This is a genomic window from Halomonas sp. AOP25-F1-15 (assembly GCF_052378675.1).
Taxonomy (GTDB): Bacteria; Pseudomonadota; Gammaproteobacteria; order Pseudomonadales; family Halomonadaceae; genus Vreelandella; species Vreelandella casei.
On the sequence record NZ_JBQSXV010000003.1, the window covers coordinates 500,289 to 516,370 of the forward strand.

General features: G+C 53.5%; 15 protein-coding genes. 11 read left to right on the forward strand and 4 right to left on the reverse strand.

Annotated elements, in window-relative coordinates; translation table 11 throughout:
* Window positions 1-72 precede the first annotated feature (72 nt).
* Together ACT3TF_RS08230 and ACT3TF_RS08235 are read right to left on the reverse strand one after the other, a co-directional pair.
* A complete protein-coding gene (locus tag ACT3TF_RS08230; protein ID WP_444671999.1) occupies window positions 73-546 on the reverse strand; it encodes a DMT family transporter in 474 nt (157 codons plus the stop codon).
* Window positions 543-1,955: an amidohydrolase family protein gene (locus ACT3TF_RS08235; protein WP_444672000.1), complete on the reverse strand. Its 1,413-nt coding sequence runs from the start codon at window positions 1,953-1,955 to the stop codon at window positions 543-545. Before ACT3TF_RS08235 ends, ACT3TF_RS08230 begins: the two co-directional genes overlap by 4 nt.
* Window positions 1,956-2,091: 136 nt before the next feature.
* Here ACT3TF_RS08235 and ACT3TF_RS08240 point away from each other — a divergent pair, with 136 nt between their 5' ends.
* Window positions 2,092-2,997: a LysR family transcriptional regulator gene (locus ACT3TF_RS08240; protein ID WP_444672001.1), complete on the forward strand. Its 906-nt coding sequence runs from the start codon at window positions 2,092-2,094 to the stop codon at window positions 2,995-2,997.
* 9 nt (window positions 2,998-3,006) lie between these two features.
* Here ACT3TF_RS08240 and ACT3TF_RS08245 read toward each other — a convergent pair whose 3' ends face one another.
* A complete protein-coding gene (locus ACT3TF_RS08245; RefSeq protein WP_444672002.1) occupies window positions 3,007-4,197 on the reverse strand; it encodes a CynX/NimT family MFS transporter in 1,191 nt (396 codons plus the stop codon).
* An 88-nt stretch (window positions 4,198-4,285) separates the two neighbouring features.
* Here ACT3TF_RS08245 and ACT3TF_RS08250 point away from each other — a divergent pair, with 88 nt between their 5' ends.
* Window positions 4,286-5,080, forward strand: a complete 795-nt coding sequence (locus ACT3TF_RS08250; protein WP_444672003.1) for an AraC family transcriptional regulator — start codon at window positions 4,286-4,288, stop codon at window positions 5,078-5,080.
* A gap of 372 nt (window positions 5,081-5,452) precedes the next feature.
* On the opposite strand, the gene ACT3TF_RS08255 is transcribed toward ACT3TF_RS08250, so the two are convergent.
* Window positions 5,453-5,971, reverse strand: coding sequence for an Hcp family type VI secretion system effector (locus ACT3TF_RS08255; protein WP_096277924.1), 519 nt, complete (start codon window positions 5,969-5,971; stop codon window positions 5,453-5,455).
* A 659-nt stretch (window positions 5,972-6,630) separates the two neighbouring features.
* On the opposite strand from ACT3TF_RS08255, the gene tssB reads away from it, so the two are divergent.
* Genes tssB through icmH form a run of 9 tightly spaced genes read left to right on the forward strand, consistent with a single transcriptional unit; the run spans window position 6,631 to window position 16,079 of the window.
* The gene (tssB, locus tag ACT3TF_RS08260) at window positions 6,631-7,134 is read left to right on the forward strand and encodes a type VI secretion system contractile sheath small subunit (RefSeq protein ID WP_096277926.1); all 504 of its coding nucleotides are present in this window, start codon (window positions 6,631-6,633) and stop codon (window positions 7,132-7,134) included.
* Between the two features lie 56 nt (window positions 7,135-7,190).
* Window positions 7,191-8,678 carry a type VI secretion system contractile sheath large subunit gene (gene tssC / locus ACT3TF_RS08265; RefSeq protein ID WP_444672004.1) on the forward strand — a complete coding sequence of 496 codons (1,488 nt, stop codon included), beginning with the start codon at window positions 7,191-7,193 and terminating at the stop codon, window positions 8,676-8,678.
* 12 nt (window positions 8,679-8,690) lie between these two features.
* A complete protein-coding gene (gene tssE, locus ACT3TF_RS08270; protein WP_096277931.1) occupies window positions 8,691-9,182 on the forward strand; it encodes a type VI secretion system baseplate subunit TssE in 492 nt (163 codons plus the stop codon).
* An 18-nt stretch (window positions 9,183-9,200) separates the two neighbouring features.
* The gene (tssF, locus tag ACT3TF_RS08275) at window positions 9,201-10,964 is read left to right on the forward strand and encodes a type VI secretion system baseplate subunit TssF (RefSeq protein ID WP_444672005.1); all 1,764 of its coding nucleotides are present in this window, start codon (window positions 9,201-9,203) and stop codon (window positions 10,962-10,964) included.
* Window positions 10,928-11,950, forward strand: a complete 1,023-nt coding sequence (tssG, locus tag ACT3TF_RS08280; protein ID WP_444672006.1) for a type VI secretion system baseplate subunit TssG — start codon at window positions 10,928-10,930, stop codon at window positions 11,948-11,950. Before tssF ends, tssG begins: the two co-directional genes overlap by 37 nt.
* Before the next feature lie 3 nt (window positions 11,951-11,953).
* Complete coding sequence (gene tagH / locus ACT3TF_RS08285; RefSeq protein WP_444672007.1) at window positions 11,954-13,348, forward strand: type VI secretion system-associated FHA domain protein TagH; 1,395 nt, start codon at window positions 11,954-11,956, stop codon at window positions 13,346-13,348.
* Entirely contained in the window at window positions 13,345-13,899 is a 555-nt protein-coding gene (tssJ, locus tag ACT3TF_RS08290) for a type VI secretion system lipoprotein TssJ (RefSeq protein WP_225734152.1), read from the forward strand. Before tagH ends, tssJ begins: the two co-directional genes overlap by 4 nt.
* Window positions 13,899-15,233, forward strand: a complete 1,335-nt coding sequence (tssK, locus tag ACT3TF_RS08295; RefSeq protein WP_096277937.1) for a type VI secretion system baseplate subunit TssK — start codon at window positions 13,899-13,901, stop codon at window positions 15,231-15,233. The genes tssJ and tssK overlap by 1 nt, the downstream gene beginning before the upstream one ends.
* A gap of 3 nt (window positions 15,234-15,236) precedes the next feature.
* On the forward strand, window positions 15,237-16,079 hold the full coding sequence (gene icmH / locus ACT3TF_RS08300; protein ID WP_441686018.1) for a type IVB secretion system protein IcmH/DotU: 843 nt from the start codon (window positions 15,237-15,239) through the stop codon (window positions 16,077-16,079).
* Window positions 16,080-16,082: the final 3 nt, after the last annotated feature.

The following is a 16,082-nucleotide window of genomic DNA, read 5'->3' on the forward strand; positions in this document are numbered from 1 at the left end:
TTTGCGAACTGGCATACTGGCTAAAGCCAGTGGAGTGCAGCGTAAAAAATCAGATTAGGCCGTTCGCAGCAATCAGCTGGGGAAAAGCGCTGATAATCTGTCACCGAACAGGGCGATGGCCAGTCCTACTAGCATCACTATCGACCCGCACAGCTTGATGAGGGAAACAGGCCGTTCAGCGGCACCCATCAATCCAAAATGATCGATAAAAAGCGATGAAGTAATCTGCCCTGCGATAGCCAGCCCGAGTAGGGCTGACAGACCAATTTTGGGTGCAAGCACCACGTAACTAAGCAGTGCACTGGCCCCTAGCACGCCGCCTATCAGGCTCCACCAAGGCTGGGCAGGAATAGCGGCTAGCGAGGTGACTATCCCGCCTCGCATGAGTGAAAAGAGACCCAGGCACACCGCGCCGGCAGTAAAAGAAAACAAAGCCGCAGCCACAGAGTCTCCTCCGATGCCTTTAGCCAACTGACCGTTCAACGTGGTCTGCAGGGTAATGCCTAGCCCGGCGAAGATGGCCAGCAGATAATATACTGAGTTCATCTCGCTTCTCCTGACTGAGCCGATTCAAGCGGCAAAAACGTCTCAGCAAAAATGTCGGGCTGATAGCCTGAGGCTGCGAAAAGATGCTCACGGGACTCGTCGACTGCGGCACGGAGTCGCTCGCTGTCCACTCCCACTACCTTGCCATCACGCTTGACGATACGTCCGCCAATCATAACCGTATCAATATTGCTACGTTCTGCTGCATGTACCACCGTGCCGAATGCATTGCCTGATGGGTAAAGGTTGATGTCCTCAGCATTGATAAGAACAATGTCGGCCTGCTTACCTGGTGTCAGGCTACCAATTTTGTCCTGCAATCCAGCACAATACGCACCATCGACGGTCGCCGATTTAAGAAGCTGTGCGGCCGGGAGTGTTGTTAGCGCCTCTTTAAAGCCACAAGTATGCTGCTGATGCATGCCCATGACCCGCTGCAGGTAAAATGCCACGCGCATTTCCATAAACATGTCAGTGCTGTAAGACGTTTCATTGTCGACACTTAGCCCAGGATTGATGCCATGACGCTGCGCAGCCGGCATAGCGAACATGCCATCTTCTATGCCGTAGTGCGCATCTGAGCGCGGACATACGTTGACCCGCACACCCGCTTCACGCAAAATTTTCCAACCTTCATCAGGCAATGACGTGCAGTGATTAAAGATATTATCTGGGCCAAGAAGGCCTTGCTGATGCAGTGATTCAAGTTCAGACGCCATCAAAGAGCCAAAGAACTCAGTCACAATTGGTAGCCCTAATCGACGAGCCTCGGCCCACAACTGTGGCTCCAACTGAGCCATGACCCCAAGAGAAACAAGGCTGTCAGGGTTATTCTTAAAATACTTTTCCTGCAAGCGTTGCCAGTTACCTGGCCAGTGCGCTTCGTCCCACTCTCCGGCAACGGGCGCACCCGAGGCATGTATGGCGCGAATGCCCGTATCAAACAGGGCTTCAACGGCAGCATCGGAATGCTCAGCCGTACGGCTATTATGGGAATTGTCTATGACAGTGGTGATACCCGCGTCAATGCAGCCTAAGGCCGTTAGCAGGTTACCGATATAATTATCGGCAGGGCGATAGTATTTGGCAAAAGAGAAGTGCGTGGCATTGCTGTAGTCTTCCAGACAGGTAGCATTCGGATTAAGTCGGCGTAGCTGCCCCTCCCAAGAGTGACGATGAGAATCAACCATGCCCGGTATGGCAATCATGCCTGCTGCATCGATAATGACGGCGTCACTGGCCTCAATATCTTCATCAATGGCTATGATGGTGCTGCCTTCGATAAGGATATCGGCGCTGACTAAATTGCCTATATCATCGTCCATACTAAGAACAGTAGCGCCACGGATAAGCGTCCGGGCCGTTAGCGAGTCATGGGTCTGTACTATATTTCGAATATAATCAGTCATCTGCATTTCACCTTTTTGAAATTCGATGAAGAAAAGATACGCAAAGTGACTCGTCTGAAAAAGATAGCTAAACTGTTTTCATTATCCAGAAATAACGAACAATGATGACCTCTGCTGTGGCTCATGGAAAAAGAATATGGATCGTATTCAGGCAATGCAGATTTTTGTCCGTGTGGCAGAGGCTGGGAGCTTTATTCACGCGGCGGAAACGCTGTCCTTACCGGCCTCGACGGTGAGTAGCACGATTAAAAGTCTTGAAAAATATTTACAGGTGCGCTTGCTGAACAGAACAACGCGGCGGGTCAGTCTGACGACTGAGGGTGCACAGTATTTGGCACAATGTCGCGAAATACTGAAACTGATTGAGCAGACAGAGTCTAGCCTGAGCGATTCGGTTAAACGGCCGCAGGGACGTTTGCGGGTTGATATGCCTGGCGGCATTGCACATTTTGTCGTCATGCCCAATCTGAAAGCCTTTTACAGGCGGTATCCAGATATCTATCTGATGATAGGCGTCAACGATCGGCAGGTCGATCTCGTTCAGGAGGGCGTAGATTGCGTTATTCGGACTGGGGAACTCAATGACTCAACGCTCGTCGCGCGACCGCTCGGCCGATTTCGCTGGGTGACGTGTGCTTCTCCGGCCTATCTCACAGAGAAGGGTATTCCGCAGACTCCAGAAGACTTGGCACAGCACCAAGCCGTCCATTATTTTTCAGGACACGCCAGGCGAGCGGGTGAAATGAGCTTTGCCAGTGGCACTGAAAAAATGTCAGTGTCGGTCAGCGGCGCTGCGGCCGCCAATGAGACAGGACTCTACATAAAAATGTGTCTTGAAGGGTTAGGGCTGGCACAGCTTGCTGAGGAAGTGGTATCAGATCATCTGGAAGAAGGCCGGCTGATTGAAGTTCTGGCGGACTGGCAGCCCGCCTCTGTGCCGGTCAACTTGCTCTATCCACATCAGCGTTTTCTCTCGCCAGCCGTGAGCGCATTTGCTGATTGGATCACCGAGCTTGTCCGCGATGGTAATTCGGCAATCTAAAGTGCCGATTCAGTTCGACGATGAACCAGGTTCAAGTTGGACATTTCGCCCGGCCATCATGCCGGTGAATGCGCCGGCAACGGCGATGGCTGCGGTTGTTAACAACGGCGCTGTCCAGCCTCCGGTCCAGTCGTGCAGTTGACCCAGCAGCAGGGGGCCAGCTGCTGCCATCAGGTAACCCACACACTGCGCCATTCCTGACAGCGCCGCCGTGTCGCCAGCATTTTTTGTGCGCAGCCCGATGAACGTCAGGCCGAGCATCATGCTAGCGCCAGAGCCAAAGCCCAAAAGCGCGGCCCATAACATGGCAAGGTTTGGCGCATAAATAAGTCCGATCAGGGATATGGCAACCAGCAGACTGGTCGTTACGGCCGCTAGCTTCTGGTCTTTCAGGCGGCGAAGCGTGGCAGCTAATATCAAGCCCGGAATTGCCGTGGCGAGTTGAAGCGTTCCGTGCACCGATCCTGCTTGTGTGGCAGATATGCCATGGTCTATCAGAATAGTAGGCAGCCAGCCTACAGCGACATAAAAAGGCATCGCATTCAGGCCCATGAACAGTGTGACCTGCCATGCCAGAGGCGATTTCCAGACGGCCACGGTTGCTGATTTTTTCGGACCGGACAGGTTCACCGGGTCGTGTTTTTTCAGCTGAGGCAGCCACAAAACCAGCGCAAACAGCGGAACTGCAACTAACAAGCTCAGAGCAATAGGCCACCCCCACGCCTGCGTCAGGGGAATGATCACGGCTGACCCCACCGCGCCCGCTGCGCCCATCGTAATGGCGTAAGCGCCGGTCATGGAGGCCATGTTCTTTGAGAAGTCACGCTTAATCAGGCCAGGCAGTAAAACGTTGCCTAGGGCGATCCCCGTGCCTATCAGTACAGTACCGGCGTACAACGCCCAGACGCTTCCTGCGGAACGCAGCAGAATGCCCAACGAAATGATTACTAATGCGCCAAACAGGGTGCGCTCCATTCCGAACTTGTGGGCTACAGATGCACTCAGCGGGGAAAAGGCAGCAAATGCAAGCAAAGGCAGTGAAGTAAGCAGGCCCACAGCGGAGTTGCTCAGTCCAAAATCATTCTGGATTAGCGGTAGAACCGGCGCTATGCCGGTAAACGGAACCCGCAGGTTGGCGGCAATAAACAGAATGCCCACTACGAGTGCAACGGCATGCCATTTGTTTTTTGTGTCTAACATATTCTCTAACTCTTCTCATAAAAAAGAAGAACTGTAGAGAATAGAACGCTCATATAATATAGAGATTATGACACCTGATAACTAAATTATGCCAAATTTCAAAAAAGGCGTTTCATCGCCGGAAGATTTCGATTCAGATGTGTTTGCTCAGGCAGCGATTGCCCTCAAGGTCGCGCCCGAACTGAATCATTCAGGTATTAGCCCGCATGATCACCGTAAAGGCCAGCTGATCTTATCCTTGCGCGGTGCGGTGAGCTGTGAGGTACAGAACGCACTGTGGCTCGTTCCTCCCCAGCATGCGGTATGGATACCCGGCGGCACCCCTCACAGTTGCCGAGTTACCCAAAATGCCCGCACCTGTTTCCTATTTGTTGAGCCTGACGCGGCAGTTATGCCTGAAGCATGTTGTACCGTTGCCATCACACCTCTTGTCCGGGAGTTGATCCTGCATCTTGCTGAACAGGAGCCTACTTACCTTTCCGAGGGCAAAACAGCGCGGCTGGTTGCGGTGCTTCTCGAACAGCTTTCTGACGCGCCGGTTAAAGAGCTGCACCTGCCAATATCAGACCACCCGAAAATCAGACAGATTGCAGATACGCTCTTTGCAGACCCCGGTGACCGTACAACGCTCCGCCAGTGGGCCGCCCGGCTTGCAACCAGCGAGCGATCGCTGGCGAGACTAGTGCAAAGCGCTACCGGGCTGAGCTTCGGACGCTGGCGCCAGCAGTTGCATCTAATGATCGCACTGAGCCATCTGGCAGAGGGCGCCTCTGTGCAAAGTGTGGCCGGCACTCTGGGGTATGACTCTGTGAATGCATTCATCACGATGTTCAAGAAAGCGCTAGGCAAATCGCCTACACAATATTTTTCCACTCTGCGTTAATGCCCTGCTGTTCGATACTTGCCGAAAGCTGAAGTAAGAAGAGAGAGGTGTGAGCCCTTTGTTTAGCATCAGTAAGGAAACAGCTGTGCTTTAGATTAGATCTTGTCTTCCTCCGACAGAGGTACGGGGCGGTATAGCACGCAGGCACAATCTTGGTTAGCAAACCAAGATGGCAACAACAGCCAAGGTAGCTTTTTATTTTTTACACGCTGCGTAAAAAAACATCCCATGAATATGATATTCATGGGATGTGCAGCCCGGTATTCAGAGAATTACATAGAAATTACTATATTCTCCAAATGGAAGGGGCTTTTTTACAACATGCACTGTGCTTTGACACGCGGCTTTGCAGGTTCGTTTTAACGGTTCTGCTTAGCCTTCAATCGGAGCGCGCCAGTCGTCAGAACCGGAGGTGCCGGCAACGGTGTGTTCCCAATCGATTTTGCGGTAAGCCAATGACACATCCATCAACTGAGTAAATTCAGATTTGTTGATGTCCTGGGCATGTGGCATGCGCAGGTTGATGTCAACGATCGTGGCATCGGTCAATGTTGTGGTGAAGAAGTGTTCCTGCTTACCTTCAACAGACGTGCGGTACCAGTTGAGTGCTACGTTAGGCAGCATTTCCCCAGACGCAAGAGCGTTGTACATCAACGGTACTGATTTGTTGAGAGCAACGGTAAAGATAAAAGGTTTATGAGCGCGCTGGCCGGAAGGCTGACCAGACTGCGGGTCAGTCGGTACGGTAACCACATGCTTGAACTCTTGAACCAGCATCTCGTCTTCGTGGCCTTCAACATAAATGTTGCCGACAGAGTCCGGTGTAAAGGCACCAGCGGTAATGTTGCCCTGAGTTTGGCCTTCAATGCTGATATAACATGGTGTTGGCATGGTCTGCTCCTTGACTGAGATATAGAAAGAAATGTCACGCTGACTCAATATATAAAGCAAGGGTCATGCCGTTTATAATTTAATCAATAATTTCAATAGTTTATTTATAATTATATTAATTGTTAATTATTATTAGGCAAAATATTGCCTATTTTAAGCAACTCTTTGCTTGCTTGGCAACGAATTGCTCATTCATCTTTGGTTATAATTTTAGACTATTTTTTATAGTAATTTATGAGTGCTTTTGGTTTCATTGAGTAACGTAGATATTCAAAACGTGGTGCATATTTTCTTTTATTCAATCTCTGATCAGCTTAATCATTAAGGCGCTATTCATTTTAGCCGCCTCATTTGTGCGTGATTTCAGTCAATAACCTTAAGAGATTGCCGACAGAGTTTGTAAGAGATATCTTACAAATTATGATTAGCAAATGAATGTTAATTACTATTTTGATAATTTGCAGCCTAACTTCTTAAAATGTGTCGCTAATGTGGCGTAAATCCTATTTTGATGACTGAGTGCTTAACGGTTCTTAGGCAGCTGGGGTGTTATAGGTAGAGAAGCCGTGATTGGTGCATGTCCAAGCAATTAGTTACCGTCCCTAGATTGAGAACTATTAACAGTTACATTGATACATTTCTCTCCAGGGCTAAATTCCATGGCTAAGCAAGGAACCGTTGCGCCGAAAGAGCGCATCAATATCAAGTATGTGCCAGCTACCGGTGACCAGCAGTCCGAAACGGAACTGCCGCTCAAGCTAATGGTGGTGGGTGATTTTAAAGGCGGGGAGGAAGAAACCCCTATTGAAGAGCGCCAGGCCGTCTCTGTTGATAAAAGCAACTTCCAATCGGTCATGCGTGAGGCGGGGCTGAGTTTACAAACCGCGGTGCCTAACCGGCTCGATGAAGGTGATGAAGCGAACGATATCGCTGTCAATCTTGATTTCAAATCACTCGAAGATTTTTCGCCTGACGCAGTCGCAAAGCAGGTGCCTGAATTACGCAAGCTCGTTGAATTGCGCGAAGCGCTGGTTGCCTTGAAAGGGCCGCTGGGGAACGTGCCTGCTTTTCGTGATCGGCTGCAGAAGCTGCTGGAAAACGACGAAGCGCGCCAGCAGCTGTTAAACGAGCTGCACTTGCTGGATGCCGATAAGGATAAATAAATCCTAGGTATTAGCAGCGTTTTTTCAATGCGATATAGCGTATTCGAGGCAAAGTGATGAGTAAGTCAGCAAAGCAGCAGGGCACAGCAGCATCGGTAGAGACAGAAGCAGAGGTATCGCTACTTGATCAGGTAATGGCGCAAACGCGCATGGCGCCTGCCGATGAAGGGTACGATGTTGCCAAGCAAGGCGTGGCGGCGTTTATCGCTGAGCTGCTGAATGGCGGCGAGGCGGCCCCCAAGGTCAATAAATCACTTGTTGATAACATGATTGTTGAGCTTGATCGCAAAATTAGTCATCAAGTTGATGAAGTATTACACGAAACCAGCTTTCAGCAGCTAGAGTCAGCGTGGCGCGGCTTGAAGCTGCTGGTTGATCGCACCGATTTTCGTGAGAATATTAAGCTTGATGTGCTGCATGCGACCAAAGAAGAACTGCTAGAAGACTTTGAATTCGCCTCTGAAATCAGCCAGAGCGGCTTATATCAGCACGTTTATAACGCTGGCTACGGCCAGTTCGGCGGTGAGCCCGTTGCCGGCATCATTGGCCATTATGACTTTTCACCTTCCACGCCGGACATGAAGCTACTGCAGTATGCGTCAGCCGTGGGCGCCATGGCACACGCGCCGTTTATGTCATCTGTTGCCCCTTCGTTTTTTGGTATCGATAGCTTTGAGGAGCTGCCGAATATCAAAGACTTCAAAGCGATTTTTGAAGGGCCCAAGTATGCTCGCTGGCGCAGCCTGCGTGAGTCGGAAGATGCCCGCTACCTGGGCTTAACCGCGCCACGCTTTTTGCTACGGACGCCTTATGATCCGGTAGAAAATCCCATCAAGACCTTTAACTACCGTGAAAATGTGAGTGAAGGTCACGAAGACTATCTGTGGGGCAATACCGCTTATCTGCTAGCCGAGCGGCTCGCCGATAGTTTTGCCAAGTATCGCTGGTGCCCCAATATCATTGGGCCACAAAGCGGCGGGTCGGTTGAGAATTTACCCGTGCACACCTACGAAGCGCTGGGCCAGCTACAGGCGAAAATTCCTACCGAGGTGTTAATCACCGATCGACGCGAGTTTGAAATGGCCGAAGAAGGCTTCATTTCACTAACCATGCGTAAGGGTAGCGATAACGCTGCGTTCTTTTCAGCCAACTCCGTTCAAAAGCCCAAGGTCTTCCCCAATACCCCTGAGGGAAAAGCGGCAGAGACCAATTTTAAGCTGGGCACACAGCTTCCTTACATGTTCATCATCAACCGCTTGGCACACTACGTAAAAGTGCTTCAGCGTGAGCAGGTCGGCTCCTGGAAGGAGCGTCAGGATCTTGAACGTGAGCTGAATGCTTGGATACGTCAGTACGTGGCTGATCAGGAAAATCCGCCTGCAGATGTGCGTAGCCGCCGCCCGCTACGTGCTGCCTCTATTCAGGTTTCTGATGTTGAGGGTGAGCCAGGCTGGTACCAAGTCTCCATGTCCGTGCGTCCGCACTTTAAATACATGGGTGCTAACTTCGAACTCTCACTTGTTGGACGCCTCGACAAAGAATAAAGGAACACCGTCATGGCAGCTGACAGCGGTGGATTGCTGAGAAGTGGGTCGTTGAGAAGCAAGTCGTTGATAAATGAGTCGCAGGGAAGAGAGTCGTTGGGGAGCCGCTTATTCGAACGCCTTGCGGCGCCTCACCAGCCCGTGCTGCGGGACGAAGGCGACGAGCTAATGGCGGTGGTGGCGTCGGTCAAGCGCCACCTGGTTGATTTGCTCAATAGCCACCCAGGCAACAGTGCGTGCGCTCCTGAGCTGGGGCTGCTTGATTTCAACGACGCCACGATCGGCGTTTTGGATCTAGAGCTCAATATTCAGCAAGCCATCCGCCAGTGTATTGAACGCTTTGAGCCGCGAGTCAAACGCGTGGACGTTGAGTCGTTGCCCAATCACGGTGACCCGCTGCAGCTACGTTTTCAGGTGCATGCAACGGTTGCGCTGGGCAGAGATAACACCCACGCCACTATCGATTTGTTGCTCAACAACAAGCGTTATCAGTGCCTTAACTGATAGACCCAAGAGGCACGCATGCTTAACCGCTACTATCGAGATGAACTCAACTTCTTGAAGCGCCAGGGGCGGGAGTTTGCAGATGCAAACCCCGGCCTGAGCCGCTTTCTTTCTGAGCGTAGCACGGACCCTGACGTAGAGCGTTTGTTAGAGGGGTTCGCTTTCCTCACGGGGCGAATGCGCGAGAAGGTGGATGATGAGTTCCCGGAACTCACTCACTCCTTAATAAGCATGCTGTGGCCGAACTACCTTCGCCCCGTACCCAGCATGACCGTGGTGCAGTTCACGCCGACGTGGCACGCGCTAAGCCAGCAGCAGCAAGTGACGCGCGGCACTGAACTTGCTAGCGAGCCGGTAGACGGTACTGCGTGTCAGTTTCGTACCTGCCATGACGTGGTGCTTTATCCGTTAGCGCATGCCGGTGTAGATGCTCGCCATACGCGCGAGTCGTCTATCGTTGAGCTGACCATGGACGTACGCAGCGATCAGCCGATGAATGCCATGGGAATTAACGCTCTGCGCCTGCATTTGGGCGGCGATGGCTATACCGCTCGTACGCTGTACCTATGGATGAGCCATTACCTGGCCCGCCTTGAGCTAGAGATCGACGGTAAGGTACAGACATTACCTGCTAGCGCTTTAAAAGCCGTTGGGTTTGAGCGCGATCAGGCACTGCTGCCGTACCCGCAGAACGTTCATCAAGGTTACCGCATACTGCAGGAGTACCTCTGCTTTCCTGAGGCGTTCCATTTTTTCGATGTGCTGAATTTAAACCAGTATTTGCCTGTGGAAGCGGCGCGCAGCGTGACGTTGCGCTGTGTGTTTTCACGCATCTTGCCGACCGATGCGCGGGTGCAAGATGAGCACTTGGCGCTGTACTGCACGCCGGCGATCAATCTCTTTGAGCATGATGCTGAGCCCATCGATTTAAGCGGTGAACGCAGCGAATACCGTATTCGACCTAGCAGCCGATCGCCTTCTCACTACGAGGTATTCAGCGTTGATCAGGTGCAGGGCGGGTTGGCGGGCGAGCATGCGGATGCCCAGGGAAATCCAAGAAACTACGTCCCGTTTGAAAGCTTTCAACACCAAATAGAGCAAGACCGGGGGCGTGAAGCGCTGTATTACCGCGTTCGCGTGCGCGACAGCCTGCGCAGCGATGGTTTTGATCATGACATTGCGTTTGTGCGCGGTGATGAGCGGGCCCGCGTGGGGCGTCGCGAAACGATTTCTTTACAGTTGACCTGCAGTAACCGTGAGCTGCCCGAGCAGCTGACTATTGGCGACCTGTGCGTGCCGACCGAAGAGAGCCCTGCTTACGCTGCGTTTCGCAATATCACCCGGCCAACGCCGGTGCTGCGCCCTGCGCTTGACGATGGGCTGCTGTGGATACTGATTTCCAACCTGTCGCTTAACTATCTCTCGCTGCTTGAGCGTGATGCGTTGTGCTCGGTACTACGGGCGTATGACTTTCGTGCGCTGGTGGACCGCCAGGCTGAGCGGGTGGCGCAAAAACGCTTAGCCGGGATTATCGATATCGACACTCAGTCGGTTGACCGGCTGCGTAAAGGGCTGCCCGTGCGTGGCTTGCGTTCGGTGATGACGCTTGATCAGGAGGCCTTTGGTGACGAAGGCGGCCTCTATTTGTTTGGTAGCGTGCTGGCGCGCTTCTTTTCGCTTTACGCAAGCATCAACTCTTTTCACGAGTTGCATGTCATTAATCGCCATAACCAAGAGCGCTACACATGGACCTTACAGGCGGGGCAGCAGCCCCTAATGTAGCGCTTGCCCCCGTGATTCAGGGGGCGCGACGCTACGAGTTTTATCAACTCGTCGAGCTTCTGCACCGGCATCATGGCGATGACTTAGAGCAGCGGTATAGCGGTAGCGTGCCCTCTTTTCAACGAGTGCGCTACAGCGCATCGGCGTCGCTAGGCTTTCCCAGCAGTGACGTGCTCGCCCTGCGAGAAAGCCAGGCAGGCCAGTATGAGATGGAAGTCAGTTTTCTCGGGTTGCAGGGTTCGCAGTCCCCGCTACCCGGTTACTACTTGGAAACGTTGGCGCATAGCGCCGCCCACCAGGAAGGTGCCGCAGGCGATTTTCTAGACTTCTTCAACCATCGGCTGCTGACGCTCGCCCACCGTAATTGGCGTAAATATCGCCATTACGTGCGCTATCAAGATGACGCTGCCGATGGTTTTTCCGCCGCCATTTTTGCGTTGGTTGGGCTTGCCGACAGCGACCTGCGCGGCGAAACGCCAATCAACTGGAGCAAAATGCTCGCCTACGCAGGCCTGTTAGCGGGGCGCTCGCGCTCGCCGGATGTGGTGTGCGGCATTGTGGGCCACTGCTTTGATTTAGCCAGTGTCGAGATAGACGAGTGGGTGATGCGCTGGGTAGAAATTCCAGCGGACCAGCGAAGCCGCGCCGGCATGGCAGGAATGACCCTAGGAGAAGATATGGTCACCGGGGAGCGTGTCGCCGATGTTAAAGGCAAGTTTGCACTTTGTTTGCGCGGGCTGAACTTAGCGCGTTTCAGAGATTTTCTGCCCGACGGTGAAGAACACAAACCGCTACGAACCCTAGTGAGCTTCGTACTGCGCGAGCCGCTGGCCTACGACCTTGAACTTGAATTATTGGAGAGTGAGGTCAAGCCGATGCGTTTAGGCGACACCGGCTCATGCCAGCTTGGGTGGACCACGTTTGTTGACCCAGAAAGCGACGACAGCACAGCGCGCCGCTGTGTACGCATTCAGATGACGAGTTAAGCCATGCACGCTAATCAGCTTGAAGCCATAACGTTAGTGGTAACTAACAGCGAGCAGCTTGAAGGCCGCTCAGTCAGCAGCTTTGTTTTTAAACAGGACGGCGGCACGCTGGGTAGCAGCCCTCATGACGACTGGCTGCTCCAGGATCACGGTGGGCAAATTAGGCCCAGCCATGCCGAAATCATCAAGATTGACGGCAAGTATTGCTTGGTCGATCTCAGCGGCCACACCTATATCAACCGCACCACGCTGCCGGTGGGGCGCAACCGAAAAGTGGCGTTGCGCGATGGCGATGAACTGCTCGTCGGTGAGTACTGCTTAAAGGTGCACCTAGGCGATCGGCACGCTTGGCAGCCCGGTGTCCATTCGCTTTCTCGGCTCATCGACGAAGAGCATGACGACGTGACGGCTGATGCCACGCTATGGCCAGCGGGTGCTGGCGAAACGTTTAGCCATGAGGCTGAAAAGGGTGACCCCATCGAGGCGTTGGGTGGTGCCCTGCCAGGCTCTATTCAGCATGACCCGATGGTGGCCTTAGACCGTGATGACGCCGTTTCAGACGTCATTGAGCCGTTGGAGAGTGTGGCGTTTTCACAGCGTCAGACCTATCAAGGATCAGGCTATCAAGGTTCGGGCTATCAAGAGCCGTCTTATCAAGAACAGGCATTTAATAAACCGTCTTTTAGCACAACTAGCACAACGACGCAGAGGAGCAGTGGCATGGATGAGCGGCAGCTAAACGACTTAGAGCGCTCGGTTGGTGAGCAATTGGAAGATCGCTGGCAAGCACCCACAACACAGGCGCTTGGCCATGTTGGCGCAGATCCGCTGCTTAAAGGCTTAGGTTTGGATCTAAGTTTTCGTGACAGCGAAGAACAGCAGGCGTTTCTAGAAGAAGCAGGCCAAACGCTGCGAGCCACTATCGATGGCCTGCGGATACTGCAGCAGGCCCAGGATAATAGTAAATATCCGCTGCGCGACCGTCGTTTACAGCCGATTGAAGATAATCCTCTGCGGCTGGGGCAGTCCTACGAAGAGACCGCTGAAACCCTATTTTCGGCCCAGCGTAGCCCTGTGCATCTGTCCGCCCCTGAGGCCGTCGCCGAGTGCTTGCGCCATCAAGGCCAGCATCAAGCCGCTGTGGAGGAGGCCATTGGCCATGCGCTCGGCACTATTCTTGATGCGTTTTCACCTGAAGCGCTGTTAAAGCGTTTTCATGCCTACCGCGGTGCGGGCAATCGTATTGAAGACGAAGGCGGCTGGGCGTGGGAGATGTATCACCACTATTACCGCGAGCTCAACTCAGGGCGCCAGCAAGGTTTTCAAAAGCTGTTTTGGGAAGTTTTTGAGCAGGCGTATGACCAGTCGGTGCGTCGCCAGCAGCGGGAGGAGGCATGATCGCCTCAAGCATGAGCATGTCGAAGATGCTGCGGCTTGTTTGGTTGGCCGGCCTCATGCTGCTGTTGGCCGGCTGTGCTTCAACCCGTGAGGCGGGTGTGAAAACGTGGCAGGTTATGCGTGATCCTTCAATCCCCGTTGGCTATCCCGAAGATCGGCCCACCACGGTCGATCTGAGCATGATTGCCGAGCCGAACGTCAATCCCAATGTGGAAGGTGAAGGAACGCCGCTGCGCTTTCAGGTGCTGCAGCTAAAAGACGATTCCATGCTAATGGCTGCCGACTTGGGTCAGTTAAGCCGTGACTTAGAGGAAGCGCTAGGCACGAATTACCTGACCCATGACGACTTCACTTTACTGCCCGGGCAGTGGAAGTTTTACGAACCGTTTGAAGTCGATGAAGACACGCGTTACATCGGGCTGATTGCGTTTTATGCAACGCCCAACGAAGCCGAGTGGAAAAAGGTCGTTAAGGTAAAGGCTAGTGGCGAGCATTACCACCTGCTGGTTCACCTCCGTGCCAATGAAGTCGAGCTAAGGAAGGAGGAATAATGGCCAGCCGAAATCGTGTGGTGTGGAGCGAAGGCTTATTCATCAAGCCCCAGCATTTCCAGCAGCAGCAGCGCAGCCTAGAAGGCTTAATCGATACGCGTCTAAAAGGGGTTAGCCACTATTTATATGGCTTCCTATCGCTGGAACTGAACAGCGAGTTTTTAAGCTTTGGGCGGATAGCGATCAGTCGCGCTAGTGGCGTTATGCCTGATGGCGTTGCTTTTCATCTGCCCGCTGATGATATGGAGCCTAGCCCGCTAGAAATCAGCGATGCGAGCATTACCAACCAAGTGGTCTATTTAGGTCTGCCGCTGGCAACCGATGGCGTGGGCGAAGTGCGCTGGCCGGGCGATGATTTGCCGGCCCGCTATCGTCTCTTGTCACGCAGCGTGCGCGACCTACATTCCCGCGATGGCGACTCGGCAGATCTAGACGTTGCACGCGTCTCCCCTCGGCTGCTTTTAGAACGCGATGATCGCAGCGGCTACGCCTGTTTGGCGGTTGCGCGTATTGTTGAGCGTCGCCCGGATGGCAGCCTCGTGTTGGATGAGCAGTTCCTGCCCACGCTGCTTAACGTGCAGGCGGCTTCTGGGCTTCAGCGTTTCGTGGGTGAAATGGCCGGGCTAATGCGCGAACGGGCGCGCAATATTGCCCAGCGCCTCTCGACACCCCACCAGGCCGGCGTGGCCGATGTGACCGACTTCATGCTGCTTCAACTGCTTAACCGTGCTCAGCCGCGTTTTCAGCATCTGGCACGGCTAGGGCAGCTCCATCCTGAGCGGCTTTACGACACCATGCACGAAGTGGCCTGTGAGCTAGTGACCTTTACCGATGAGTCGCGGCTGCCGCCAGAGTGCCCCGCCTATGACCACGATCACCCTGATCGCGCGTTCCGGCCGCTGATGAAGATGATGCGCCAGGCGCTTTCAACCGTGCTTGAGCCACGTGCGGTGGCGATTCAGCTACAAACGCGCCGTTTTGGCTTGCTGGTGGCGCCGCTTTCCGATGTCAGCCTGATCGAGTCGGCGGAGTTTATTCTGGCGGTGCGGGCAGATATGCCCAACGAGCGGCTGCGTAAGCTTTTCTTACAGCAAACCAAAGTGGCCAGCGTCGAGCGTATTCGCGACCTTATCAGTCTTCAGCTGCCTGGTGTGCCGCTTGAACCGTTGCCGGTTGCTCCTCGCGAGCTGCCTTATCACGCCGGTTATAGCTACTTCCAATTGGACCGTCAGAGCGAAGCCTGGGGAATGCTCAACGGTGCCAGCGGGTTTGCCTTCCACGTCGCAGGGGAGTTCCCCGGCCTGGAAATGCAGTTCTGGGCCATCAGGAGTTAAGCCATGCAACATCTCACGACCGACGAGCGCAATTTGGCGCGCCCACGCGCTGAGCGCAGCAAAGCACGCCATGAAGACCTGATCAATGAGCGTGGCCTAGAGCATTTAATACACAGCCACGCCGAGCAGCTGGATGCCGATGAGGACTACTGGTTTCGCCTGCGCGGCCACAATTTAAATCCGCTGGTAGACGCCGCGAGCAGCCTGCTGGGCATGGTGGTACGTGTGCGCCAGCTCGATAGCGCAGGCGATGTTGAGCGGCTTTATCGCCAGGTCGTCGACGAAATTGCCGCGATTGAAATCGAGCTGACCGAACAAGGCTACGACCGGGCAACGCTGCTCGCTTACCGCTACGTGCTGTGCTCCTTCATCGATGAAGCGGTGATGGGAATGTCCTGGGGGCGGCAAAGTAAGTGGGCGGAACACTCCTTGCTAACGCGCTTTCATAACGAAACCTGGGGTGGCGAAAAAGTCTTTTCTATCCTGGCGCGATTGCAGCAAGAGCCCAAGCGTTACCGCGACATGCTGGCGTTTATTTACCTATGCCTATGCCTGGGTTTTGAAGGTCGCTATCGAGTGATGACCCACGGCCGTGATGAGTACGAACAAATCGTTCGTGCGCTAGGTGAGCAGCTTTCTACTCTGGATCAGCCCTCTGAAGAGGCGCTTACGCAGCCATTGCGTAACGTTGTTAACGCTCGCCAAGGGCGGCGAACGGGCTTTCCTATCTGGGGCATCTTTGGGCTATTTGGGCTTGCCATGGTGGCGGTGTATATGGGCCTGTCATGGTCACTTGACCAGCAGGCTGAGCAGATCACCTTGCTTCTTAACCAAATCTATCGTTAGGAG